The organism is Rhodococcus sp. AD45-ID, assembly GCF_003023755.1.
GTDB lineage: Bacteria > Actinomycetota > Actinomycetes > Mycobacteriales > Mycobacteriaceae > Rhodococcus_F > Rhodococcus_F globerula.
The window spans coordinates 2,831,239-2,853,888 of sequence record NZ_PYHL01000001.1; the positions used below are offsets into that span (position 1 = coordinate 2,831,239).

The 22,650-nt window shown below is 63.0% G+C and carries 22 protein-coding genes; 15 read left to right on the top strand and 7 right to left on the bottom strand.

Annotated features, from left to right (window positions below; all coding sequences use genetic code 11):
- Positions 1–40 precede the first annotated feature (40 nt).
- The 5 genes from C7T36_RS13025 (at position 41) to C7T36_RS13045 (ending at position 5,363) form a co-directional block, all read left to right on the top strand.
- A complete protein-coding gene (locus C7T36_RS13025) occupies positions 41–1,216 on the top strand; it encodes a cytochrome P450 (RefSeq protein WP_045065906.1) in 1,176 nt (391 codons plus the stop codon).
- Positions 1,213–1,407, top strand: coding sequence for a ferredoxin (locus C7T36_RS13030; protein ID WP_045065909.1), 195 nt, complete (start codon positions 1,213–1,215; stop codon positions 1,405–1,407). Before C7T36_RS13025 ends, C7T36_RS13030 begins: the two co-directional genes overlap by 4 nt.
- Positions 1,404–2,531: an NAD(P)/FAD-dependent oxidoreductase gene (locus C7T36_RS13035; protein ID WP_045065912.1), complete on the top strand. Its 1,128-nt coding sequence runs from the start codon at positions 1,404–1,406 to the stop codon at positions 2,529–2,531. Before C7T36_RS13030 ends, C7T36_RS13035 begins: the two co-directional genes overlap by 4 nt.
- 24 nt (positions 2,532–2,555) lie before the next feature.
- Positions 2,556–3,479 (top strand): LysR family transcriptional regulator, encoded by a 924-nt coding sequence (locus C7T36_RS13040; RefSeq protein ID WP_045065914.1) that lies wholly within the window; start codon positions 2,556–2,558, stop codon positions 3,477–3,479.
- A gap of 222 nt (positions 3,480–3,701) precedes the next feature.
- On the top strand, positions 3,702–5,363 hold the full coding sequence (locus tag C7T36_RS13045; protein WP_045065916.1) for an MFS transporter: 1,662 nt from the start codon (positions 3,702–3,704) through the stop codon (positions 5,361–5,363).
- Between the two features lie 12 nt (positions 5,364–5,375).
- Here C7T36_RS13045 and C7T36_RS13050 read toward each other — a convergent pair whose 3' ends face one another.
- On the bottom strand, positions 5,376–5,963 hold the full coding sequence (locus C7T36_RS13050) for a TetR/AcrR family transcriptional regulator (protein WP_045065917.1): 588 nt from the start codon (positions 5,961–5,963) through the stop codon (positions 5,376–5,378).
- Between the two features lie 148 nt (positions 5,964–6,111).
- Here C7T36_RS13050 and C7T36_RS13055 point away from each other — a divergent pair, with 148 nt between their 5' ends.
- From C7T36_RS13055 to C7T36_RS13090, 8 genes are all read left to right on the top strand, one after another.
- Positions 6,112–7,125, top strand: a complete 1,014-nt coding sequence (locus tag C7T36_RS13055) for an aryldialkylphosphatase (protein WP_045066810.1) — start codon at positions 6,112–6,114, stop codon at positions 7,123–7,125.
- 57 nt (positions 7,126–7,182) lie between these two features.
- Positions 7,183–8,136, top strand: coding sequence for a phosphotriesterase (locus tag C7T36_RS13060; protein WP_045066811.1), 954 nt, complete (start codon positions 7,183–7,185; stop codon positions 8,134–8,136).
- A 14-nt stretch (positions 8,137–8,150) separates the two neighbouring features.
- A complete protein-coding gene (locus C7T36_RS13065; RefSeq protein WP_045065919.1) occupies positions 8,151–9,278 on the top strand; it encodes an FAD-dependent monooxygenase in 1,128 nt (375 codons plus the stop codon).
- A gap of 12 nt (positions 9,279–9,290) precedes the next feature.
- A complete protein-coding gene (locus tag C7T36_RS13070) occupies positions 9,291–10,208 on the top strand; it encodes an alpha/beta hydrolase (RefSeq protein ID WP_045065921.1) in 918 nt (305 codons plus the stop codon).
- Between the two features lies 1 nt (position 10,209).
- Positions 10,210–11,151: an MBL fold metallo-hydrolase gene (locus C7T36_RS13075; RefSeq protein ID WP_045065922.1), complete on the top strand. Its 942-nt coding sequence runs from the start codon at positions 10,210–10,212 to the stop codon at positions 11,149–11,151.
- 13 nt (positions 11,152–11,164) lie between these two features.
- Positions 11,165–12,886: a CocE/NonD family hydrolase gene (locus tag C7T36_RS13080; RefSeq protein WP_045065924.1), complete on the top strand. Its 1,722-nt coding sequence runs from the start codon at positions 11,165–11,167 to the stop codon at positions 12,884–12,886.
- Positions 12,887–13,079: 193 nt separating this feature from the next.
- Entirely contained in the window at positions 13,080–13,739 is a 660-nt protein-coding gene (locus C7T36_RS13085) for a TetR/AcrR family transcriptional regulator (RefSeq protein ID WP_045065926.1), read from the top strand.
- The gene (locus tag C7T36_RS13090) at positions 13,736–14,398 is read left to right on the top strand and encodes an enoyl-CoA hydratase-related protein (RefSeq protein WP_045065928.1); all 663 of its coding nucleotides are present in this window, start codon (positions 13,736–13,738) and stop codon (positions 14,396–14,398) included. Before C7T36_RS13085 ends, C7T36_RS13090 begins: the two co-directional genes overlap by 4 nt.
- Here the strand turns inward: C7T36_RS13090 and C7T36_RS13095 are convergent.
- Entirely contained in the window at positions 14,363–14,917 is a 555-nt protein-coding gene (locus C7T36_RS13095) for a hypothetical protein (protein WP_045065931.1), read from the bottom strand. The two genes, C7T36_RS13090 and C7T36_RS13095, sit on opposite strands and share 36 nt — an antisense overlap.
- 79 nt (positions 14,918–14,996) lie before the next feature.
- On the opposite strand from C7T36_RS13095, the gene C7T36_RS13100 reads away from it, so the two are divergent.
- Positions 14,997–15,731 (top strand): MBL fold metallo-hydrolase, encoded by a 735-nt coding sequence (locus C7T36_RS13100; RefSeq protein ID WP_045065933.1) that lies wholly within the window; start codon positions 14,997–14,999, stop codon positions 15,729–15,731.
- 121 nt (positions 15,732–15,852) lie between these two features.
- On the top strand, positions 15,853–17,127 hold the full coding sequence (locus C7T36_RS13105) for a YbjN domain-containing protein (protein WP_045065936.1): 1,275 nt from the start codon (positions 15,853–15,855) through the stop codon (positions 17,125–17,127).
- Between the two features lie 11 nt (positions 17,128–17,138).
- Here the strand turns inward: C7T36_RS13105 and C7T36_RS13110 are convergent, their stop codons facing one another.
- The 5 genes from C7T36_RS13110 to C7T36_RS13130 form a co-directional block, all read right to left on the bottom strand.
- Positions 17,139–17,975: a mycofactocin-coupled SDR family oxidoreductase gene (locus C7T36_RS13110; protein ID WP_045065938.1), complete on the bottom strand. Its 837-nt coding sequence runs from the start codon at positions 17,973–17,975 to the stop codon at positions 17,139–17,141.
- Between the two features lie 118 nt (positions 17,976–18,093).
- A complete protein-coding gene (locus C7T36_RS13115; protein ID WP_033237068.1) occupies positions 18,094–20,253 on the bottom strand; it encodes a transglycosylase domain-containing protein in 2,160 nt (719 codons plus the stop codon).
- 112 nt (positions 20,254–20,365) lie between these two features.
- Positions 20,366–20,575 carry a hypothetical protein gene (locus C7T36_RS13120; RefSeq protein ID WP_045065941.1) on the bottom strand — a complete coding sequence of 70 codons (210 nt, stop codon included), beginning with the start codon at positions 20,573–20,575 and terminating at the stop codon, positions 20,366–20,368.
- Positions 20,576–20,629: 54 nt separating this feature from the next.
- On the bottom strand, positions 20,630–21,466 hold the full coding sequence (locus C7T36_RS13125; RefSeq protein ID WP_033237066.1) for a carbohydrate ABC transporter permease: 837 nt from the start codon (positions 21,464–21,466) through the stop codon (positions 20,630–20,632).
- The gene (locus tag C7T36_RS13130; RefSeq protein ID WP_033237065.1) at positions 21,463–22,641 is read right to left on the bottom strand and encodes a carbohydrate ABC transporter permease; all 1,179 of its coding nucleotides are present in this window, start codon (positions 22,639–22,641) and stop codon (positions 21,463–21,465) included. The genes C7T36_RS13125 and C7T36_RS13130 overlap by 4 nt, the downstream gene beginning before the upstream one ends.
- Between the last annotated feature and the right edge of the window lie 9 nt (positions 22,642–22,650).

Here is a 22,650-nt window from a genome sequence, read left to right on the forward strand (position 1 = left end):
TGAGTTGGATTTATGTGACTGCAGTCACTTCACTGGGTGTATGCCCAATTCTCCCGCCACTTCCACCGTCGACTTGTTCGCCGACGACGTCCTGACCGATCCCTATCCGATTTACGCCGAACTCCGCGAACTCGGCGCAGTGGTGCATCTGACCACCAATGACGTCTATGCCCTGACGCGCTACGACGCGATCCGCGACGCGTTGGCTGATCCCGGCACGTTCTCGTCCCGCAGCATCGGATTCAACCCGATGGTCAACGAGGCATTACAAGGCACGTCGCTGGCGTCGGATCCACCTGTTCACACCGAACTACGGGCGACACTGACGGAGAACCTCTCCCCACGGGCGTTGCGCGGGCTCGCGGGCCAGATCCAGACCAAGGCCGATGCCCTGGTCGCGGACCTGGTTACCCAGGGATCGTTCGACGCCATCGATGCGCTGGCACGCGCATTTCCCCTCGAGATCGTCGCTGACCTGATCGGCTTCACCGGCTCGGTGCGCAACGACATGCTGCGCTGGGGACAAGCCGCGATGGAGGTTATCGGCCCGATGAACCAACGGACTGCCGAGAACTTCCCCGTTGCCGGAGAGCTCTACGGCTGGTGCGCGCAAGTCCGCGCCGAGGATCTGGCACCAGAATCGGTGGGCCGCGGCATATTCGATGCCGAGGCCCGGGGAGCGATCCCGCCCGATTCTGCCGGCAAGATCATCCACCAGTATCTGGGCGCGGGAGTTGATACGACGATCGCCGCGATCGGCAACATCGTCGCGCTGTTCTCAGCCTTTCCGAACCAATTCGATCTAGTCCATCAGAATCCCGAGCTGGCACCGGCAGCATTCAACGAGACGCTCCGATTCTGGGCGCCGGTGCATGCGTGGGGGCGCTTTGTCACCAAGGATGTAGAGATCGACGGAACACTGGTCCCGGCCGGATCCCAGGTTGCGATTCTCTTCGGCGCTGGCAATCGCGACTCACGGCATTACGAGAATCCCGACGCCTTTTCGGTCGAACGGAATCCGGTGGACCATCTCTCCTTCGGTTACGGCTCGCACGGCTGCGCCGGGCAAGGACTGGCTCGTCTGGAAGGCCAGGCTGTCATCAAGGCACTGGCCAAGCACGCTCGACGGATTGTGGCTGACGATCCGATTCTGTTGCCCAGCAACATTACTCGCTCTATCAATCAACTCGACGTCCTGAAAGTGATCCCCGCATGAGAATCGTGCTCGATCGGCCCCGTTGCGAAGGCCATGGTCTATGCGAAAGTGTTGCCCCTGAGCTGATGCACCTCGACGACGAGGGCGAACTGGTCCTCGACCTCGAAGAGTTCGCCGAGGGAAGCCGCGAGCTCGCCGACGCCGGCGCAGCTGTCCGGGTTTGCCCCGTCGCCGCGCTCAAACTGGCATGAACGGCGCTGACGCAAGTCGACGAATTCTGGTGGTCGGCAATGGAATTGCAGGCCAGACAGCCTGCGACAGCCTTCGGGCCGCTGGTTTCGACGGCAGCCTGACCATCGTGGGGGACGAACCCTGGACGGCATATTCACGGCCGGCACTCTCCAAGGCACTCCTGGTCGACGGCGGCTCCCCCGAACTGGCTTCGCCGATGCACGAGGCCACCGAACTGCTCGGGGTGGCGGCAGTCGGCCTCGACGTCGAATCACGCCGGGTGCACCTCGACGACGGTACAAATTTGCCGTACGACGGACTGGTCATCGCGTCCGGTTCACGGGCTCGCCGACTGGGAGGCGTGGAGAGTGCGGAGCTGACGCTGCGCACGCTCGACGATGCCTGGGTTCTGCGCGAACGACTGGCCGCCCAGCCGTCCGTCGTAGTCGTCGGGGCCGGCCCGCTGGGCATGGAGATCGCATCAGCGGCCATTGCCGCGCGTTGCCAGGTCACTTTGGTGGCCGAGGGCAGGCCGATGCTCTCGCATCTGGGTCCACACCTGTCTGAAGCGTTCACCGCGACCGCGATAGCGCAGGGACTGACCATCGTCGACGGGTCGGCCGCTCGCATCGACGGCCCTCGCGGAGTGATCCTGCGAGACGGAACGCGGATCGAGGCCGAGCTGATCGTCACTGCGATCGGCGACATACCCAACACGGAATGGTTGGCTACCAGCGGACTCGCAGACGGCCGTCTCGAAGCAGATTCACGAGGGCGGATTCGGCCGAACATCGTGGCAGCCGGGGACGTCGCGGCCATCCCCACGCGTCAAGGAATACGACGGATTCCGTTGTGGAGCAGCGCAATAGAACAGGCAAAAGTTGCCGCCGTCGCACTCTTGAGCGGCGATGACGCGCCGGAGCTCGACCTCGATCCGTACTTCTGGACCGAGCAGTTCGGGTTGAACCTCAAGGCCACCGGTCACCTGCCGGTGGTGGGCGAACCCGAGTTCCTCGTCGGCGAGCGCCCAGAAGGACCGTCGGTGATGCGCTGGACTCACGACGACGGCCGCGGTGTCGCCGTCGCGGTCAACCACCGCATTGCAATCCCGAGACTACGACGCATGGCCTCGACCGCCGGATGACGCAGGCCGCGTAACTTCGTGTGGATGAACCAACCCCGGAACCACGAGGGCGATCTCGGCCTGGAGCGCCTCGGCGGGGTCAACCTCAACCTGCTGGTACCGCTTCTTGCACTGCTCGAAGAGGGTTCGGTCACGCGAGCCGCCGCAAGGGTTGGCATGACCCAACCCGCGATGAGTCATGCCCTAGGCAGGATGCGCCGGATGATCGGGGACGATCTGGTCGTGCGGCAGGGGAGCGGACTGGTGCTCACTCCGCGCGCGCTGGAGCTGATCGATCCATTGCGTGAAGTGCTACGCCAGACTGCGCGAGTGGTGAACTTCCCGGGCTTCGACCCCGCTCACGACAGCCGCACCATCACAGTTGCGATGACTACCAGCACCGCCTTCGTGGTCGGGGCGGAGTTGGCGAGACTGATCGCCGAGCGGGCCCCGAACGCGACGCTGCGCATCCGCAATTTTGTCGCGCCACAGGCTGCCGACTTCACCGACAACGGCGTGGACGTCGTACTTCTGTCAGAAGCCTTTCATTCGCCGTACCCGCGCGAGCGTCTGTACGAGAACCGGTGGGTGGTGATCGCCCACCGAGACAGCGCCCCCGAGGCATCTGCACTGGACCTGCTGACGTCGTTGCCTCATGTCACGTACGACTCCCGTCACCGCGTGCCGCCGTATGCCTCGATGGACGCGCACGGAGTGGACTACCGCATCGGGACGTTGATCTCCGATCACCTGCTCATCCCGCACCTGGTGGCAACGGCCGGTGGCGTTGCCTTGCACACCTATCGCGTCGCGGTCGCGATGGCGGAGCGAGTTGACCTGCGGATCGAGGAGTTCCCGCTACCGGTCGCACCGCTCGTCGTCGACATGGTGTGGAACCCCCGCCTGGCTGATGCCGAGTTCAAATCCTGGTTGCGGGGGATTCTCGTCGAAGTAGCCGCGCCCAGCTAGCACCCTTTTCCTCGAGCTCACACCCCTTTCAGCGCACTGGAAGGGGTGTGAACTTTGCCGAAAACATGCTCGCTCTGTCCACCATTACCCGCGATACAGAATTCGCTTGACAGAGAGTAAACCGATGTGACACCTTGCTCACTCAGTGCGTGACACGTATCACAAGCGCGCTCGGACTGCCGATCGGGCGGTTCGGAATCCTCGAGCAAGGAGCTCACAGAAATGAGTAACCCGACTGCGCGGCCACCGCGCTACGTAGCGACTCTCGTAGCCGCATGCCTGGCCGTCATGGTGGCCCAGGTGGCGTACTCGCTGCCCGGCGCCCTGAACGGAACCTTCCAGCAGGACTTCAACATCTCCGGCGCAGAACTCACGTGGATCAGCGCCGCTTTTGCCACGACGATGGTGGTGTTCGAGCTGACCTTCGGCGTGCTCGGTGACATGTTCGGCCGCAAACGACTGCTACTCGGCGGAGCACTGCTGATCGTCGTCGGCGCAGCCCTGTGTGCAAGTGCGCAGGAAGTTCACCTGATGTGGATCGGCCAGGCCATCGCGGGCATCGGCGCCGGCGCGCTCTACCCGATCTCGCTGGCGATGATCGCCGCTGCAGCGCCCGACGCCCAGGCCCGCGCCAGGGCGATCGCACTGTGGGCGGGCTTCCTGTCCCTCGGTGCCGCACTCTCACCGATGATGGCCGCCGTGCTCACCGAATTCGGCAGCTGGCGTTGGGCTTTCGGTGCAGTGATCGCCGCCGCACTGATCTCGTTTGTCGTTTCACTGGGCGCGCAGGACTCGTCGTCGCCGGAGGGCCGCAAGCTCGACCTGCCCGGCCAGGCAACGTTGGCGGTCGGCCTGATCGCCCTCCTCTGGGCACTGACGCAGGGATCCGAGATCGGCTGGGGCAACACCACGATCATTGTCGGCTTTGTCATCGGCGTCGTATCCCTGGCCGCGTTTGTCGTCATCGAATTACGCACCGAAGTGCCACTGCTGCACCTGAATCTGTTTGCCAACCGGGTCTTCGCGATCTCGGGTATCACCGCCGTCGTCGGCATGTTCGCATTCCTGGGCCTCTGCTTCTCGATGAGCATTTGGCTCGGTGCGGTTCAGCATGTCTCACCGCTCAAAATCGGCGTGTTGTTCCTGGTCATCCAGGGTCCCGCGTTCCTGCTAGTACCGCTCGTATCCCGCCTGATTCACAGCGTTTCACCGCGTTGGGTGCTGACGTCGGGCTTTGCACTGATCGCGATCGCCGGCTTCATCTGCTCGCAGTTCGACGTCCGGACCTCGACGTGGACGGACTTCATCGTGCCGATGCTGCTGCTCGGCGTCGGGTTCGCCTTCACGGTCGCGTCGATCACCGCGGTGGCCATCAACACCGTGCCGTTGCGCTTGGCCGGCATGGCCAGTGCCACGACAAACCTGTTGCGTGACTTCGGCTTTGCTCTCGGACCCGTTCTCGTCGCCGCTATTGCGAACAGTGTCGCCAACAACGAGGTCAGGGACGGCCTCGGCGCGGCTGTCGGTGAATCCGATCTCGGTCAGGCTCATGCCGGCGCTGTCATGGGGATCGGCGAGCAGGGCGGCGCGATGGCGCTCAACTCGATGCCGGTCATTCCGGTGCCGACCGATCCGAGCCTGGCACCCGGACCTGACAATCCAATGCTCGCAATGCCTTCCGCCATCAGCGATCTGGCGTTCTCGTCGCTCGGTAGCGGTTACAGCCTGGCGTTCCTGGTGTGTGCGCTGTGCGCTGCCGCGTCCGGTGTCCTGACCCTGTTCGGACTCTTCGGAAGCCGCCCGGAGTCCGAAGCCGCAGTCGATCTGGGCACCGACGTACTGCATGAGATCGCCAATGTGGCCGACGACGTCAACGTCCGATAAGGCCGGTGAACCTCAGTTGTCCGCTGCGAGCAGGTAGCACCAGGATTCGGTGATCTCGTCGAGGCAGATCTCGCGCGGGGTCCGCCAGCCGATGGAGAAGTAGCGCCGCGAGAGGTGCTCGAGCTGACCGAAAGCCAGCACGCAGCGGATCCGGCGCCGGTCGGCCGGCAGACGCTTTGCCGTGTCCAGCCCCGCGGTCATGTCCTCGACGGCGGACTCGAACCACTGCTCGGTCTTGGCCTCGACGTCCGGCTCGTATGACGCCTCGTAGGACGCGGTGAGGTAGGGCTTGATCTCGTCCCATTGGGAGAACTTGCGGTCGAGCCACGCGTGGATCTCGCCTCGCGAGCCGGAGGCAACCACCGCGGTCAGCGTGGGGTTGTCGGCCGCGGTGAGGATCGCGTCGACCTTTGTCAGCAGCGCACTCATCACGTCGGCCTTGGACGAGAAGTGCAGGTAGAAGGTAGTCCGGGTCGAACCTGCGGCCGACGCGATGTCGTCGATCGTGGTCGCGGAGTAACCCTTCTCGCCGAACAATTCCAGCGCCTTGGCAAGGAAGAGCTCGTAGGTCATCTGTTTTTGAGCGGCGCGAAGCGACATGGCCACAGATTCTAGCCGCAGCAAAGCCAGAGATCAGTGCGACAAGTCAGATGCCTCTTAACCAACTCACTTGACGCTTTGTAATGTTAATGGCTACTGTGATCGCTACCACGTCATGCCGGCATGACGATGACGAAAGGAAATGCCGATGAAGGTCGACCAGATCGCTGAAGGCAACACCGTCAACACCGTTCTCGGCCCCGTTCCCGCCGACCAGCTGGGTGTTGTCGCGGTCCACGAAGCACTGCTGTCAGTGCTTCCGGGTGCGGAATACGCATTCGACATCACGATGGACCGCGCCGACATCTTCGAGACCCTGGCGGACAAACTGAAGGACTTCCGAGAACACGGCGGAGCGACGATCGTCGACGCCACCGGCATGTTCCACGGTCGCGACGTCAAGCTGTACGAGGCTCTCTCACGCACCACCGGCGTGCACATCGTCACGTCGACGGGCCTCGGTCCGGAGGAGATGCTCGGCGGTTATTTCCTTACGCCGCAGACCAATCCGCCGACGCCCTGGCCGGCGGAGAAGTTCGCCGAACTATTCACTCAGGAAATCGCCGATGGCATGGTGATTCCGCGCGTAGAGCGTCGCGGCATCCCCGGACTGGTGGCTACCGCCGCGAATCACGAGGGAATGACCGCCACCGAGGAAAGCCTGTTCCGCGGAGCGGCCCGCGCCGCGCTCGCCACCGGCACCCCTGTCTCCATCCGCTACGGCAACGACGCGGTGGCCGACCTCGAGATCCTCGCGGACGAGAAGTTGCCGGCAGAGCGCGTCATCGTCGGCGGACTCGACCGAAAGGATGCCGTCGCCGCCGGCGCCCCGGCCGAAATCGCCCGCCGCGGCGCCTATGTCGCGCTGGACCACGTAGGCACAGCAGATGACGTCCACATCACCGACGCCGAGCGTTCCGTTTTGGTTGGCGAGCTGGTCGAGGCCGGCTACGGAAACCGGATTCTGCTCTCCAGCAACGCAACCGGCGTCGCCAAGGGTCATCCCGGGAACGATCTGCCGTTCAGCTACATCCTGTCGACGTTTGCCCCCGCCCTCACAGCGCAGGGGCTGAGCGAGCTGGATGTGCAACGCATCCTCGTCGACAACCCGCGCGACTTGCTCAGTGCGTCAGGGGCTACGTCGACGCGAGCCGTGGGCTGACCCCACCGCGACAACGGATAACCATCCAATTTTCGAATCTTCTTAGAGGTGAGTGTTGTGTCGAGAGTGAACACCGTTCTGGGGTCGATCCCCGCCGAGGAACTCGGGATCGTGGCCATCCACGAGCACATCGGGTACGGCATGCCGGGCTCGGAGCTGGACACGAAGTGGTGGAAGACCCCCGAGGAGCGGTACTCCGAGACCGTCCCCAAGCTTCGGAAATTCCACGAGTACGGCGGCGGAACCTTCGTCGACGTCACCGGAATCTGCAACGGCCGTGACGTCGACTACTACAAGTCACTGTCCGCCAAGACCGGCGTCCACATCATCGCGTGCACCGGCTTTGTCGGCGGCGACACCGCACTTCCGTTCTTCGAACGAGCAAGCGTCGAGTACCTCACCAGTCAGTTCGTTCACGAGATCACCGTCGGTATCGGCAATACCGGCAGCAAGGCCGGTGTCATCAAGGTCGGCGTAAGCCGCGGTGGCCGGATGACGGATCTGGACAAGCGCATCTACCGCGCGGCCGCTCGCGCTGCGCTGAGCACCGGCGTGCCGATCCTGACGCACCTGGCTATCGACGCCGAGAACGCAATCAAAATCTTCAACGACGAGGGCTTGCCGCTGGATCGGGTGCTGTTCGGGCACGTCGACGACGGTGTGAACGCCGACAAGACGCGTGACACCTGGATTGCCGAACAGGGTGGACGCGTCGGCTTCGACACGTTCGGCTACGAGACCGAACTCCCGGACCCCCCGTTTTGGGCGCGCCCCCGCAAGGAGCGTCTTGACCACTTCCTGCGCTTCCTCGGCAAAGGCCACTTGGATCAGGCACTCGCGGGCGTCGACGCCAACTGCAGCCCGCTCGGATGGCCCGGCGTCAAGGGCCACACCCTGAACTACCTCTTCGAAGACCTCATTCCCGACCTGCGCGAAGCCGGGTTGGACGAAGCCACCATCACCAAGTTGTTCGTCGAGAACCCGGCCGACTTCTTGACCATCCAGAACTGACAAGGACAAGAACAATGCAGTCTTCAGAGCTCGAGAACCTGAAAATCGCCATCGTCGGCGCGGGATACGCCGGTGCTGCGGCAGCCAAGGCCCTGAGCCTGCTCGGCGCCGATGTCAACGTGTACGAGCAAGCTAGCCAGATCCGGGAGGTCGGCGCCGGCATCGGTCTGCGTCCGTCCACCATGGATCGCTTCCGCCAGTGGGGCATCTTCGACGCCGTCGCGCAGGTCAGCTCGCCGAGTGACTACTTCGAAATCCTCACCGGCACAAATGATCCGATCATGAAGGAGGAGTGGCCCGCCGTCCCCGGCGACACCGAGGGCACCAAGACTCACCTGATCCACCGCGGCGACTTCATCGACGCTCTACTCGGCGTACTCCCCGAAGGCATGGTGCATCTCGGCCACAAACTCGAGACTCTCGAGGACAAGGGCGATCGCTCCGTCCTTACCTTCACCAACGGCACGACCGTCGAAGCCGATCTGGTCATCGGCGCCGACGGCATCAAGTCGGTTGTGCGTCAACAGCTTTTCAGCGACAAGGGCCCCGTGTTCTCCGGTGAGCACGCGTACCGCACCGTGATCTCCGTCGACGACGCCTACGGCATGGCAACGGACGACAACCTCCGCATGTACATCGGACGGGGCACGAAGGTCTACCTGCTGCCACTGCGCCACCGCGGCCAGGTCTCCTTCGACATCACGGCGCTGTGCCCGGACAGCACGTGGGCGCCGACGATCACCAAGGAAGACATCCTGGCGACACTCGAAGGTTTCGACGAGCGGATCGTGAACATCGCTCGCGACCTCGACATGGACACGGTGAGCATTCGCGCGGTCTACGACATCGACCCGGTTGACGTGTGGCACACCGACTCTGTTGCGCTCGTGGGCGACGCTGCCCACTCGATGCTGCATCACCAGGGCCAGGGCGCGAACTCGGCGATCCTGGACGCCGGCGGTCTCGCCGACGCTCTGAAGGAAGCAGATTCCGTCAAGGAAGCACTGGCGTTGTACCAGGCAAACCGCAAGCCGGTGACGGACGAGCTGCAGCGCATCTCGCGTCAGGGCTGGACCGAAGACGAAGTCAACGACGTGTTCCCCGGCCAGAAGACGGCAGCTCAGCCGGCTGCGACCAAGTAAGGAAGCCACGACATGCCCTTGCATCCCCAGATCGCTGAGCTCATCGCCACCCTGCCGGCCCCGCCCGAGGGACCGCTCGACCCGGCGCTCATGCGCGCCGGCGATGAGACGCACGTAGCTCCGCTGAAAGAACGTCTGCCACTGCACGCTGTCGAGGACACGACCGCGGGCGATGTGCCCGTCCGGATCTACACACCGGTCGACGCCGACGCGTACGGACTGTTGGTGTACTTCCACGGCGGCGCGTTCTTCCTCGGCAGCCTGAACACGCATGACCACGTTGCGCGCAACCTCGCGAAGGAGACCGGCCTCAAGGTCATCTCCGTCGACTACCGTCTCGCTCCCGAGGCGGCCTTCCCGGCCGGGCTCGAGGATTGCCACGCGGTAGTGCGCTGGGCAGCGGAGAACGGCGAGGCTCTGAAGTGGGACGGGAAGACGCTCGCACTGGCCGGCGACAGTTCTGGTGGCACTTTTGTTGCCGCCGTCGCTGCACTGGCACACGACGAGGGATTCGACCGCATCACGCACCAGGTACTGCTCTACCCCTCGCTGGATCTGGACTTCGACGTCGATCGCTACGAATCCCTGCGGGAGAACGCCGAGGGGTACGGCGTGGAGACGGCCGGACTGAAGGGCTTCAACAGTTTCTACTTCGAGAGCGGTGCGGACGCGGCGAACCCGCTTGTCTCACCGATCAAGCGTGTGGATCTTTCCGGGCTACCCCCGGCACTGATCGTCACGGCCGAGTACGACCCGATGCGCGATGAGGGCGAGTTGTACGGCCAGCGCCTGAAGGAAGCCGGCGTCGAGGTGACGGTGAGCCGCTATGCCGGTGCCAACCACGGTTTCGCGCAGAACTTCTCCTGGATCCCGGAGTACCACAAGGTGTTCGGGGAGACTGCCGCCTTCATTCGTTCCACAGGTGAGTGACATGACAGACGACGTGAAGATTCATCCGCTCGTCTCGCCGTGGGGCCGATTCGGCCTCTACAGCTTCCTGATCGACGCCCCCGAACTCGCAATCGTCGACACCGGGATCGCGTCGTCGCCGGCGCAGGGAATGACCCCGGCACTCGAGGCAATCGGACGCCGAATCGAGGATGTTCGCTGGATCCTGCTGACTCACGGCCACATTGACCACATCGGTGGCGCTCACGCACTGTGGGAACTCACGGGCAGGCGTGCGCAGGTTGTGATCCACGAGGCCGACGCACACCTGTTGCGCTCGCGGCAGGCGCACGTCGACGAATATCTGACGGGGCGTGGGCAATACCTCGACGACCCGCAGGGTGTGGAGAAGCAGATGGCGTCGGCGAAAGCTGTCATCTCCGGCGAGATGGAGCCGTCCATCTTGGTTCGAGGCGGCGAAACCCTCTCCCTCGGCGGCGGTGTCACCGTATCGGTGCATTCCATCCCCGGCCACACGGCCGGATCTGTCGCCTACGTGGTTGACGGCCAGAACGATGTGTTCGTCGGCGACGCCGTGCAGGTCCACGGAGCGGCCAACGGCTTCCCCGGCTACGAAGATCCTCTCGCGTACCGGTCGAGTCTTCAGTACCTGCGTGACGAGATCCGGCCGAACCACCTGTATCTGGGGCATCCGTACCGCCGGGCCGACGGCGTCGCCTACGGCGTCGAACTCGACCGCGACCAGGCGTCCGAGGCGCTACGCGAGAGTGTCGACATCGAGGTCGGCGTCCGCGGCGCAGCGCACCAGTGCCTGTGCGGCGGTCTGCCGGAGACGGACTCGGCGTACTCACCGTTTGCACCTGTCGCCGACAAACTCGGCTACGAGGGCGACCCGACCCTCGAACCGTCCCCGTTCTTCACGACGATGCACGGCTACCGCACTCAGTACGACGAAGAAGAATAGGAGTCGTTGACCCATGGCCGAATTCGAAACATTCAACGCAGGTGGACAGGCAATCCACATCCGCAAAGATCTCCGGATCCCGATGCGCGACGGGATCGAGTTGGCGGCAGACGCCTACGAGGGCGTCGACGGAAAACCGCGGCCGGCACTCGTGGCACTGAGCCCCTACGGCAAAGAACTGCAGGCGCTTGCTCTGACCACGCCGCCGCAACGACGCCCCAGCCCGATGTGGGACGGCTGCATCGAAGCCGGCGACATCGCGCGCATCGTCAGCGAGGACTACGTTCACGTCATCGGTGACCTACGCGGCTCCGGTGCGTCCGAAGGCGAGCACATCGGCAACTACAACGCCGGTGGCGTCTCGCTCGGACAGGATGCCTACGACTTCATCGAATGGGTTGCGGCACAGCCGTGGTGCGACGGAAACGTCGGCATGGTCGGCATCTCGTACTTCGGCTCGATGCAGGTGCTGGCCGCCGCCGAGCGTCCGCCGCATCTGAAGGCGATCTTCGTGAGCGGCGGCCACTACGACTTCTACGAGACCACCTACCACGGTGGCATCATGTGGTTCATGCCGCGCGCAGCCCGTGAAGGTCGCGGCGGCGACTCCGGCTGGGCATTCACCGACAACGTCAAGTCCCGCATGCTCGAGGCGTACAGCCCCGAAGAGGTCAAGAAACGCGTCGCCGAGCGCCTGCAGGATCCCGACGTCGCCGCCTGGCCGAATCTGGTTCACGTGCTGAACTATCCGAAGAACCACGAAGCCTGGTTCGACATCGTGATGAACGAGTTGGACGGCGACTGGTACGAAGAGCGCAACCCGATCACCCTGGCCCCCAACATCGATATCCCGGTTTACCTGCAGATCGACCAGGGCCGCGGCTGGACGATGGACGGCACGATCGAGCTCTTCGACGCGTTGAAGGGTCCCAAGAAGCTGGATATCGGCCCATACCCGCCGATGCAGTCGCGCCCCTTCATCGAAGAGCACGACAAGATGTTCCGCTGGTACGACTACTGGATCAAGGGCATCGACAACGGTGTCATGGACGAGCCGGCCGTGAGCGTCTTCGTCGAAGGCTCACGCGAACTGGCCACCGGAAACCAGTGGCCACCAAAGGATATCGAGTACAAGTCGCTGTACCTGCGCCCGCGTCACAAACTCGCTACCGAACCGGAGCCCATGGGCGCCGAGTACGCCGCCCCTGACGGCTTCTACCAGGCCCCACTCACTGTGACCGACAAGGTCGAGATCCTGGCCTGGAGCACACCGGTTTTCGAGGAGTCGACGGAGATGATCGGCACCGGAGCCGCGCACATCTTTGCAGAGATCGACCAGATCGATTCGAATTTCATTCTGCGCCTGTGGGATTACGCCCCGAACGGTAAGCGTCAGCTGATCACCTCCGGCTATCTGAAGGCCTCGCACCGCGAGTTGGACGAGCGAACCACCGAGGGCAACCCGCACCACCCGCACACCCGTGCGGTGCCTGTGGAGCCGGGCAAGATCGAGGAGTACGTGCTGCGCCTCTACCCGTTCGCGAATACCTTCAAGCCGGGCCACAAGCTCACAGTGGAGTTGTCCAACGCAGAACCGTTGGCAGACGAGCACAACGCGCTACTCCCGCCGGACGCGTTCCACCTGCCCGTCGGTCGTCCGGTCACTCATAAGATCTACCGCGACGCGGCGCATCAGTCACGGCTGGTGCTTCCGTTCACGACCGCGACGCGCTAGCCGCGCACGGCCAGCGCGATTGGCCAGCGCTGATTGGCCGAGTGAGCACCCTTTTCATCAAGCTCACACCCCTTCCAGGGCTCTGGAAGGGGTGTGAGCTTTACAGAAGGGGTGCTCACTTCAGCAGGCTGTGACGGCTGCATGATCCGACCACGCACTAGTAACAGAGCAGACGCTCTGTTACTGTGCGTTCATGCCTCGGCCACGCGTCCACGATCTCGACACACTGCTCGATGCTGCCGAAAATCTCGCCGCCACTGCCGGGCCGGCCGCAGTCACGGTCAGAGCAGTATCCGATACAACCGGCGTTTCCAACGGCGCGATCTATCACGCATTCGGCTCTCGCAGTGGCCTGGTCGGTAGCGCGTGGCTACGCGCCGCACAGCGATTTCTCGCACTCCAGCAGTCGAGAGTGGATGACACCCTGCGTAATCCCTCACCGTCCGCCGCAGTCGACGCAGTGGTCGCCGCCGCGGAAGTGCCGGCGATCTTCGCGCTGGATTACCCACATTCCGCACTCCTTCTGTTGACGATCAGGCGCGACGAACTACTCGGCACCGACGTCCCTGCCGATATCGCAGAGCAACTCACACAACTCGACCGGGCGCTCGTCGAGTTGTTCATCCGGTTGTCGACGGCACTCTGGGGCCGTAAAGACGGAAGAGCAGTCGAAGCAATCGAAGCCTGTGTTGTCGGCCTACCTACCGGACTGCTCATCCACCCGGCCAAACGCGCCGACGGTTGGCGAGTACCCGATACAGCAGCACGCGCGCGGTTGGATGCTGCTGTTCGAGCCGTTCTGCGTCTCGACCCACCACTCCCCAAGTCCCGCAACACGAAAGGTCAATCATGACCCCTACGCTCGGCTTCGAAAACAAGATCGCCGTCCTCGATCTCGGCGACGACGAAAATCGCTTCTCCCCGGATTGGCTCGACTCCGTCGACAAGCTGCTCGACCAGGCTCTGGGCGAAGGCGCACACGCCCTGGTCACCACGGCAACGGGTAAGTTCTATTCGAACGGACTCGATCTCGACTGGCTTGGCGCACACACTGACAAGGCAAATTGGTATGTGCAGCAGGTGCAATCATTGTTCGCGCGGATGCTGACGTTCCCGATGCCGACCGTCGCTGCGGTCAACGGTCATGCCTTCGGAGCGGGCGCGATGCTCGGGGTCGCGCACGACTACCGCGTCATGCGCGACGATCGAGGCTATTACTGCTTCCCGGAAGTTGACATCAACATCCCTTTCACCGAAGGAATGGCAGCGCTCATTCAGGCCAAACTCAGTCCCGCATCGGCCGTCGTCGCCATGACCACCGGGCGGCGGTACGGCGGAAGCGACGCGCTTGCTGCAGGTCTGGTGGACGCCACGGCTTCCGCCGAAGCGCTGACCACCAAGGCAATCGACATCGTCGCACCGATCGGCCCGAAGAATCCGGGCACACTTGGCTCCATCAAATCGACGATGTTCGCTTCAGTGGTCACCGCTCTGCACACTGAGCGCCCGTAACGACGGATAATGTTCTCGCAGAGACGCTTCCACGTCATCGGCAACACTTTCGGGGTCTCGACCTTCGGTGCTGAGAACCAGGTCGACTCCGATCAACGACGGCATCGAACCGGCCAGGAGTCGTGACGCTTCCACCAGCTGCTCCAACCCTGCCCAGTTGGCCGGTTCACGCTCGATGATCCTGTTGCGCAACGTATCCGGATCGGCCTCTAGCCGTACCAGCAGGTGCCCGTCAGACGCGGTTGCGGCCAGCAGAGCACGCCCGTAGTCGTCGTCTTCGACGGTAGCAGTGAGGAACAGGAGTTCATAACCCACCTCACGGTACGACGTGCAGAGCATCTCGACGTGCGCGATGGCTCGTTCGGGTCCCAGTGGCGGGTAACACCGCTCCAGTTCGTCAACCTCGATCATCGCGTTTCTCACGCCGGCCTCGCCGAGTCGATCGTGAAGCGCGGTCGAGACGGAACTCTTCCCCGCGCCCGGCGGGCCTGTCAGCAGCAGTACATACACATCCTCCACTATTCCAGAGCCTTGTGCCCGGACTGAGCGGCGAGAAAGCTGGAGATCACGGAATTACAGCCCTGATCGGAGCACAGCGATGAGCACAACGATCACCGAGATCGCCCCGGATATCTACCGACTCTCGACCTTCGTTCCGGAAGCGAACCTCGCGATGAACCAATTTCTTGTCGACGGTGAAGAACCACTGCTCTTCCACACCGGGCAGAGAGCGCTGTTCACATCGTCGTCCGACGCACTGTCCCGTCTCCTCGACCCAGCCCGGCTGAAATGGATCACGTTCGGTCATGTCGAAGCCGACGAGTGTGGGGCGATGAATTCGTGGCTCGCCGCAGCCCCCGGCGCGCAGGTCGCGCATTGCGCAATGGGGTGCTTCGTCCAGGTCAACGATCTAGCCGACCGAATGCCAGTTCCGTTGCAGGACGGCGATGTTCTCGAAACAGGCCGCCGACGCGTACGCCATATCGACACTCCACACGTCCCGCACGGCTGGGACGCGGGTCTGATGTTCGAGGAGACAACGTCGACGTTGTTCTGTGGCGACCTGTTCACCGCGTTCGGACCCCCGCCCGCAACAACCGAACAGGAAATCGTCGGCCCCGCACTTGCGGCCGAGGATCTGGGGCATGCAACTGCCCTGACGCCGGCGCTCGCACCCACCATCCGCGCCCTCGCCGACCTCGAACCACGAATTCTTGCCACCATGCACGCACCGACCTTCTACGGCGACTGCGTCGGCGCCCTCCACGATCTGGCGACGGCCTACAAAGAACGATTCGACTACGAAACCGAAAAATTTTCTCGGATGGACTAAGCGCCTCGCTGAAGTTGTCGGCCCCAACCGCTACTCTCACGCCAAGGGCTTGACGGCAGGGGTTCACAAAACGTCAGCAAGCCCCTTGACCGGTAAGAACCCCACCCGTGAAGGAGCGTCGATGTCGGAGCACACTTTCGATCTCGAGATCACTGCCGCATGGACTGCATTCGGGGCTCGTGTGTCTCGATACATCGCGGCAATGCAGGACAACGACACCCTGGTCGTGGAGTCGCAGCACGACTCGCAAGACAACCTCGACTACGCCCCCGCCTGCATCCAGTTCTTCGCGTGGGACCAGACCCGCGTCAGGTGCGAGGTACCGTCCAATCAGTTCCTGCACCCCTTGCGGATGCTTGAACCCGAGGATCACGAGTCGCTGATCGGCTGGGGATTCAATCGCCCCGACCAATGCGAGCACGACGCCACCGGCAACGGCTCCATGTCCTTCTACATCGACGTCGATCGTTCCCGGCCCGACGGCGTGGTCGCCCAAGCACTGCGGGTGCTCGGCGACATGTGGAGCATCGCGCACCCAAGTTTTCTCCGTGTACAGGTGAGCGGCCGCGAAGATATTCCAGCCTTCGACAGCGGTCAGACTCAGGCCAGCGAATACGATTCGCTGAACGAGTTGGTCGACAACGCCCTTGGCCGGCTTCTCGACTACACCCCCGAGCGTGACGACGACGGCGACATCCCGCTCGTTCGCGGCGAGCAGATCACGTATGTCCGCGTGCTCGAAGACGACCAGTACGTAGAAGTGTTTTCGCGGGTTGTTCACTCGATACCCGACACAAACCATGCCGCTCTTGTTCTGTCCCAGCTCAATCGACAGTGGCCCACCATCAAGCTCATCCTGGTGGAACAAAGCGTCCTCGGCGTCGCCCGGGTCGATGCTGCTCCGTTTGCACCCGATCATCTACTGCGAACGATCCGATCCTTTGCCGAACTGGCCGACGCATCGGAAGAGCTCGCCGAAGAGCTTGGCGGGCAACCTATTCGAGCAGACGGAGAGTTCGCCGCCACCGATGGATCGGACAGCGACGGACTCAGCGCGGTTTTTGACGGATCGGCCGTCGAATGGCACGAGTGCTTCGAGTTTCCGCCCGCACTCATGTCCATCCTCGAACTCGACGCCGACCAAAGCGGGGGACTCACCGCCGATGACGTCGCAGAAATCTGCGGACGCGACCGCGACACCATCCTCGAGTATCTGCGCATCAGTCAGGAACAGGAAGCCGAGTGGCATAACGCCCTGACAAACGCTGTCGCAGTCGGCGGCGAAGATATCGAACTGTGCACCGGCGAGAAACTCGCGTGGACTCAGACGATTGCCCACCTACGCCAAGCACTGCGCGTTGTCGTTCTTCCGCGAAAAGGTAGCGGCACGCAGTAACTCAGACGGAATCACTTGATGACCGAACCAGCGTCAACCGGCAATTGAACCCCGGTGACGTAGCGTGCGGCATCACTGACCAACCACAGAATGGCGTTGCTGACGTCGCTTGATTCGACCCACCGGACAGGGAGCGCATTCGAACTTCGGAACGCGTCACTGACATCATCGAGAGTGATCTCGGATGGCTTCTTGTCCGGGCGGAAAAGCGCGTACGTGTATTCGTTGTGAATCATGTCGGTGTTGACGCCCGTCGGGTGTACCGAATTGACCCTGATCATGTGCGGCGCAAGCTCGTTCGCCAGCGACTTCATCAGGCCAACCACGCCGTGCTTGGCAGCGGCATAGTGTGCCAGGTTTCCCAGGCCCTTGATCCCGGCAGTGGAACTGGTGAGGACGATCGCGCCACCGTCGCCGTGTGCCTCGAGGTGCGGCAGCGCGGCCCTCACTGTCTTGAACACACCGGTGAGGTTGATCGCGATCATGTCGTCCCACATGTCGTCGGTGAGGTTCTCGGCCGGAGCGAAACTCGCGATGCCCGCGTTTGCGAGCACGATGTCGAGGCGTCCGAGTTGCGACACACCATCGTCGACTGCGGCTCTCAAGCCGGCTGAATCACGAACATCGGTGTGGGTGGCAATAATTCGACGACCCAGTGCTTCGACCTGCCGAACCGTCTCGTTCAAATCTTCGGCAGTGGCCAGGGGATATCCCACTGATCCCACCTGATCGCACAGGTCGATCGCGATGATATCCGCGCCCTCCTGTGCCAATGTTGTTGCATGAGAGCGTCCCTGACCCCGCGCGGCACCGGTGATGAAGGCAACTTTGCCGTCCAGCTGACCCATTCGACTGCTCCTTCGACCGTGCGACGACGCCCGAGTGCATTCTGCAACTCGCGCATCACGTTACGTCACCGCCTGTCGCCAGGTAGGCGATCTGCGAAGATCGCCGCTCTGCAAAAGGTCAGCCGGGCAACGGAATGACGATGCCGGGAAGGATCTCGATCGAACGGGGCCGCTGCGGGATCTGCGGAATCTCCACCGGCGGCAACCCCGGAATATTTAGCGTGGTGGAAGGCGGGGTAGCCGCCCCAGTGCTGCGGTCGTTCGGCGACGTCGCACCGGAGTTGGCGGGAACACCGGCCTGTCCACCGATCGGATCCGGCCACGGGAAGGTCTCGACGTCGGACCCCTTGAGAGCGCCGTCCATGGTGCTCTTCCAAATATCGGCCGGAAGCCCCGAACCGTAGATCAAGCCGCCGTTGTAGTTGGTGATGGCTTGGGCATCGGAAGTGCCGATCCACACCGCCGTGGACAAGGACGGTGTGTAACCGACCATCCAGGCGTCCTTGTTCTGACCGGTGTCACCGAGCTGAGCGGTTCCGGTCTTCGAAGCAACGGCGCGACCACCGGCCAGCGCGTGTCCATTGGAGTACGACGCGATCGGCAGCATCGCCTGCGTGACGTTTTCGGCGACGGCAGCGTCGAGTCGACGCTCACCGGGGGAGACCGGACGATCGAGTAGAACTTCACCTTCGGCCGTCACCACCTTCTGGATGAAGTGCGGCTGCTGGTAGACCCCGGAGTTGGCAAGAGTTGCGTAAGCGGACGCCATGTCGATGACGCGGGACTGATACTGCCCGAGCACAATTCCGTTCTCCGGCGGGTCACCCTCCTGGGTCAGGGTGGGGTAGTCGAGCCCGGGAATTCGCTCGGGGATACCGGCCAGGTGAGCCGCGTCGGCGATCTTCTGCGGACCGTTCTCCATCGACAGCATCAGGCGGTAGAAGCTGGTGTTGAGCGAACGCTTCAGCGCTTCCGCGATGGTGCAGGTTCCGCAGGATTCACCGCCGACGTTTCCGATGGTCACACCATTGATCGTGAGCGGCGAACTGTCGAAGCGGGCCGAGAGCGGGATGTCTTCCATCAACGCGGCCACCAGTCCGAAGACCTTGAACGCCGAACCCGTCTGCAACGGCGCCTGGGCGTAGTCGAAACCAGCGCCGTCCGTGCCGCCGTAGTAGGCGGAAACTCCACCGGTCCGTGGGTTGATGGATACCGCCGCGGTGCGCAGTTCCTCCGGTTCTCCGTCGAGGTTCTTGCTCACCGCGTTGAGCGCGGCTTCCTGCGCCTGAGGATCGATAGTGGTCGTGATCTGTAGGCCTGCCGTGTTCAGCGTCTCGTCACTGATACCGGCTTCGGCAAGTTCCTTGAGGACCTGCGTCTTGATGTGGCCTTCCGGGCCGGGAGCCTGATTCAGATCAGTGGGGCGGTTGGCCGCGGCGACAACGGGAAACGTCATCGCGTCACGATCCGCCTTGGCGAGTGTCCCCAAGTCGGCCATTCCGTTGAGCACGTAGTTCCATCGCGCTTCGAGCGCGGGGAGATTGGTCTCCGGATCGAGGAACGAGGGACTCTGGATCACGGAAGCGAGAACAGCGCCTTCGCCGACGGTCAGGTCGCTGACCGGCTTGTCGAAGTACGCATTCGACGCCGCTGCGATGCCGTACGCACCGCGTCCGAAGTAGATGGTGTTCAGGTACGCCGCGAGGATGTCGTCCTTGGACCACTCGCGCGCCATCTTGGCGGAGATGACAAGCTCACGCATCTTTCTGTCGATACTGCGCTTGTCGCCGACCAACACGTTCTTCACGTATTGCTGGGTGATGGTGGAGCCACCGCCGGCGCTTTCCTTGCCCATGATGTTGTCGCGGGCCGCGCGCGCGAATCCCGAAATCGAGAAGCCAGGGTTGGTGTAGAAATTGCGGTCCTCGGCGGAGAGGACGGCGTCGCGAACATGAATCGGGATGGCCGACAACGCAACTTCGGTGCGGTTGCCCTCCGGGGGGACCACCTTCCCGAGCACGGTGGTGCCGTCGGCCATGTAGATGGTGGAAACCTGCTTGGTCTGCATGTCAGCGGGACGAGGAACCTCCGTGCGGCTGTAGGCAACAGCAAACACCGACGCGGGCACGATGATCATGAGCAGCACGAGCACGTAGATCGTCCGCCGGACGAACCGCCACTTGGAGCGCTTCTTCTTGGCCGGTTTCCCCGGGTTGCCGGAGCGACGCGAAGTCGATGCAGCACCACCTGCCGCATTCGATCTGTTCGATGGACTCACTTACACACTCCCGGTCGGGGACATGACCTCACAGCATCATTGCACCAGGGTGTTGTCTCGATCAGATAACTCCCGGCAACTGCGATACCGAAACGTCACACTACCGGGAGCTCTACTGCCGACGCTCCGCGCGAACCGCTTTCCGGTATCCGCGGTACGCAAAGCCCAGCGCAACGACGCAACCGAGCAGCACCAGCGACGGGGTCACCCCTGGGTCACCTTTGACGATTGCGACCACAGCGCTGATCAACGCCATGAGAGCAAACACCGAGATGAAGCCGGCGATGAGCTCCATTCGCTGGGCGCGCGAAGCCCGCCTCATATGCACCACGCGCGCGAAGCCCGTCTCATATGCACCACGCGCGCGAAGCTCGCATCACGACTTGACGCCGCCTGCGGTCAGGCCTGCGATGATCCGTCGCTGGAAGATCAGCACCATGATCACGAGGGGGATCATCACGAGGGTGCCACCAGCCATGATGGAGGTGTACGGCGTGACAAAGGGATCGGTGCCGGAGAATTTGGCCATCGCCACGGTGACGGGCGCTGTTTTGTCGCTGGAGAGCTGCAGTGCCAGCAGGTACTCGTTGACCGTGGCGATGAACGCGAGGATCGCGGTGGTGAACAGTGCCGGCGCGGCGAGCGGCAGCATGATCAGACGGAACGCCTGGCCGCGGGTGGCGCCGTCGATGCGTGCGGCTTCTTCGAGTTCCCAGGGGAGTTCGGAGAAGAAGGAGGTCAGCGTGTACACCGTGAGCGGTAGGACAAACGAGATGTTGGGAATGATCAACGCCTTGTAGCTGCCGATCCACCCGAGGTCCGTGAACATCTGGAACAACGGCGTCACGAGTGCGACGACGGGAAACATGGACGCGCCGAGGATGATTCCGGTGACGAAGTATTTGCCACGGAAGTCGAACCGTGAGAGTGCGTACGCCGTGAAGACACCGACGACCAGGGCGACAAGAGTGGTAGCGCCGGCGATGATGAGGCTGTTCATCAGAGCCCGGGTGAAGTTCACCTTGGCGTCTGGATCAAGCGCTGCCGTGAAGTTGGAGAATGTGAGGTTCTCGGGCCACAGTGAGGTCGAGAAGGTCTCAGACGGGTCACGCAGAGCCGTCACGATCATCCAGTAGCAAGGAGCCAGTCCCCACACGATGATCAGGACGACGCCGATGTAGGTGCCGATCTTGCCGCGTAGTGCCTTGTTCATACCGGCTCCCCTTTCCGCTGCTTTTCCTGCGTGCTGACCGCGTTGGCTCCGAGGAATCGGACCAGGATGAAGGCCACAGCGAAGATGATGAGGAACGTGATGGTGGACAGTGCCGATGCCGAATTGGCGCCGACGCGCATCTGATCGACCACCAGGACCGAGATGGTGGACGTGGCGGGATTGGATCCCATCATGATTGCGGGCAGGTCGTACATGCGCAGGGCGTCCATCGTGCGGAAGAGCACAGCCACCATGAGTGCGGGCTTGACCAACGGCAACGTGATCATGCGAAAGCGCTGCCACGCCGTTGCGCCGTCGACCTTGGCTGCTTCGTAGACGTCTGCGGGAATCATCTGCAGACCCGCGAGGATGAGCAGAGCCATGAACGGCGCTGTTTTCCAGACGTCGGCGACGACGATCGCGAATCGAGCCGGCCACGGATCGGCCGTCCACAGGATGTTGGTGCCGAGAATCTTGTTGGCGATGCCGTCGTTGGCAAAGATGAAGAACCACAACTTCGCGGTGACAGCGGTGGGGATGGCCCACGGAATCAGGACCGAGGCGCGCAGCAGACCGCGTCCACGGAAAGTCTTGGCCATGATCAACGCCATCGAGAGGCCGATCAGCGTCTCGAGCAGAACCGTCACGATCGTGAAACCGAAGGTATTGCCGATCGACTGCCAGAACTGCGAGCCGAGCGTGCCGGGAGGACACGGAATCGCGCCGTTCGCAGTGTTGCAGGACTGGGTGATCCAGTTCTTGTAGTTGTCGAACCACGTGAACTGACCGGTGACGAACATGCCGGTCTCTGGATCGAGTTTCTTGCCGTCGCTGTGCATCGACATCCAGATTGCGCGCCCGAGCGGGTACACGATGATGACTGCGAGCACGATCAACGACGGTGCGACAAACGCCCACGGCGGGACGCGTCGACGCTTTTTCGGCTTGTCGGCCGACGGCGGCGCCGGCATATCCGGAGGGGGCGGAGGTGTATCTGCAGAGTCAGGCAGAACCTTGGTCAGGGACATCCCTGTGCCCTCGGATACCGACGGCTCTTCGAGAGGTTCCGGCGCTCGGTGTCTCCCACCAACGCCCGAACGGTCGGGACCGGTTGACCCGGCCCCGACCGTGGGGTTGGCAGGCACAGCCGCGGAAGGATCCTGCGGTTCTGCCATTGCTTATTG

Bases quoted from the DNA above. Each gene is read 5' to 3' on its own strand.
- C7T36_RS13025 (WP_045065906.1), top strand. From the start codon at position 41: ATGCCCAATTCTCCCGCCACTTCCACCGTCGACTTGTTCGCCGACGAC.
- C7T36_RS13030 (WP_045065909.1), top strand. From the start codon at position 1,213: ATGAGAATCGTGCTCGATCGGCCCCGTTGCGAAGGCCATGGTCTATGC.
- C7T36_RS13035 (WP_045065912.1), top strand. From the start codon at position 1,404: ATGAACGGCGCTGACGCAAGTCGACGAATTCTGGTGGTCGGCAATGGA.
- C7T36_RS13040 (WP_045065914.1), top strand. From the start codon at position 2,556: ATGAACCAACCCCGGAACCACGAGGGCGATCTCGGCCTGGAGCGCCTC.
- C7T36_RS13045 (WP_045065916.1), top strand. From the start codon at position 3,702: ATGAGTAACCCGACTGCGCGGCCACCGCGCTACGTAGCGACTCTCGTA.
- C7T36_RS13050 (WP_045065917.1), bottom strand. From the start codon at position 5,963: ATGTCGCTTCGCGCCGCTCAAAAACAGATGACCTACGAGCTCTTCCTT.
- C7T36_RS13055 (WP_045066810.1), top strand. From the start codon at position 6,112: ATGAAGGTCGACCAGATCGCTGAAGGCAACACCGTCAACACCGTTCTC.
- C7T36_RS13065 (WP_045065919.1), top strand. From the start codon at position 8,151: ATGCAGTCTTCAGAGCTCGAGAACCTGAAAATCGCCATCGTCGGCGCG.
- C7T36_RS13070 (WP_045065921.1), top strand. From the start codon at position 9,291: ATGCCCTTGCATCCCCAGATCGCTGAGCTCATCGCCACCCTGCCGGCC.
- C7T36_RS13075 (WP_045065922.1), top strand. From the start codon at position 10,210: ATGACAGACGACGTGAAGATTCATCCGCTCGTCTCGCCGTGGGGCCGA.
- C7T36_RS13080 (WP_045065924.1), top strand. From the start codon at position 11,165: ATGGCCGAATTCGAAACATTCAACGCAGGTGGACAGGCAATCCACATC.
- C7T36_RS13085 (WP_045065926.1), top strand. From the start codon at position 13,080: ATGCCTCGGCCACGCGTCCACGATCTCGACACACTGCTCGATGCTGCC.
- C7T36_RS13090 (WP_045065928.1), top strand. From the start codon at position 13,736: ATGACCCCTACGCTCGGCTTCGAAAACAAGATCGCCGTCCTCGATCTC.
- C7T36_RS13100 (WP_045065933.1), top strand. From the start codon at position 14,997: ATGAGCACAACGATCACCGAGATCGCCCCGGATATCTACCGACTCTCG.
- C7T36_RS13105 (WP_045065936.1), top strand. From the start codon at position 15,853: ATGTCGGAGCACACTTTCGATCTCGAGATCACTGCCGCATGGACTGCA.
- C7T36_RS13110 (WP_045065938.1), bottom strand. From the start codon at position 17,975: ATGGGTCAGCTGGACGGCAAAGTTGCCTTCATCACCGGTGCCGCGCGG.
- C7T36_RS13120 (WP_045065941.1), bottom strand. From the start codon at position 20,575: ATGAGGCGGGCTTCGCGCGCCCAGCGAATGGAGCTCATCGCCGGCTTC.
- C7T36_RS13125 (WP_033237066.1), bottom strand. From the start codon at position 21,466: ATGAACAAGGCACTACGCGGCAAGATCGGCACCTACATCGGCGTCGTC.
- C7T36_RS13130 (WP_033237065.1), bottom strand. From the start codon at position 22,641: ATGGCAGAACCGCAGGATCCTTCCGCGGCTGTGCCTGCCAACCCCACG.